Here is a 674-nt window from a genome sequence, read left to right as displayed (position 1 = left end):
TGGGGCAACCCGCACGCCATTGCCAATCACAGCAGCCAAAGCACAGAGAGCAGAGATAGCAATAAAATCCATAGGGGCTTGTTGGCTATCCGCAACGTCATAAACATAGTCCATTAATGGCGTTGGCAACTGTAATAAGCTAAAAGGCTCGACGGGTAAGAGAGCCGTATTAATCGGTTGCAATTCCCCCCAACCATTTTGTTGCAATGCTTGCTTATAAGGAATGGCTTCTAAACAAGTCTTATCATTAAAAAAAACATTATCGTTATCATTGCATGAAACATTTTGATTGTTGGTATCGACAATATTGTTGTTATTCTCTCTCATTTATTTATACCTTTCAGTATCAAAACATCATTGAAATCTAGACCGTAGGGTGCTTGCATGATAAAGACCTTAAAGCCTTGTCTATAGGCACGCGCAGCGAGGTTAAAACCTGCTTTACGACCAGCCTCATCACCGTCCATTGCAATGGTGAGACGGGCTTTGGTTTTAGGTAAATTCACATGCATCATGCCATGAGTTGAAAGGGACGCCCATAAATCAACGGGCTCTGATAACAACCCAGACAGCAGAGCCAGACCGGTTTCAATGCCTTCACAAATGACCAGATGTTTTGGATTGTCTTGGCTTAAATGCACAGCACCACCCGTGACAGATCCCAACATAGCTTT

General features: G+C 43.2%; 1 protein-coding gene and 1 pseudogene. Both read right to left on the bottom strand.

Annotated elements, in window-relative coordinates; genetic code table 11:
- Nucleotides 1-327: pseudogene (locus ACFIM1_RS09410) on the bottom strand (DUF3987 domain-containing protein); the annotation flags it as partial.
- Nucleotides 324-674 (bottom strand): toprim domain-containing protein (locus ACFIM1_RS09405; protein WP_375609870.1); only part of this gene is annotated, 351 nt, incomplete at its 5' end. The pseudogene ACFIM1_RS09410 and the gene ACFIM1_RS09405, both read right to left, overlap by 4 nt.

It is taken from the genome of Bartonella sp. AC158YNML (assembly GCF_042196725.1).
In the GTDB taxonomy this organism is placed as follows: domain Bacteria; phylum Pseudomonadota; class Alphaproteobacteria; order Rhizobiales; family Rhizobiaceae; genus Bartonella.
The sequence above is the reverse complement of the archived record's forward strand: the minus strand, read 5'-3'. Positions and strand labels throughout refer to the sequence as shown.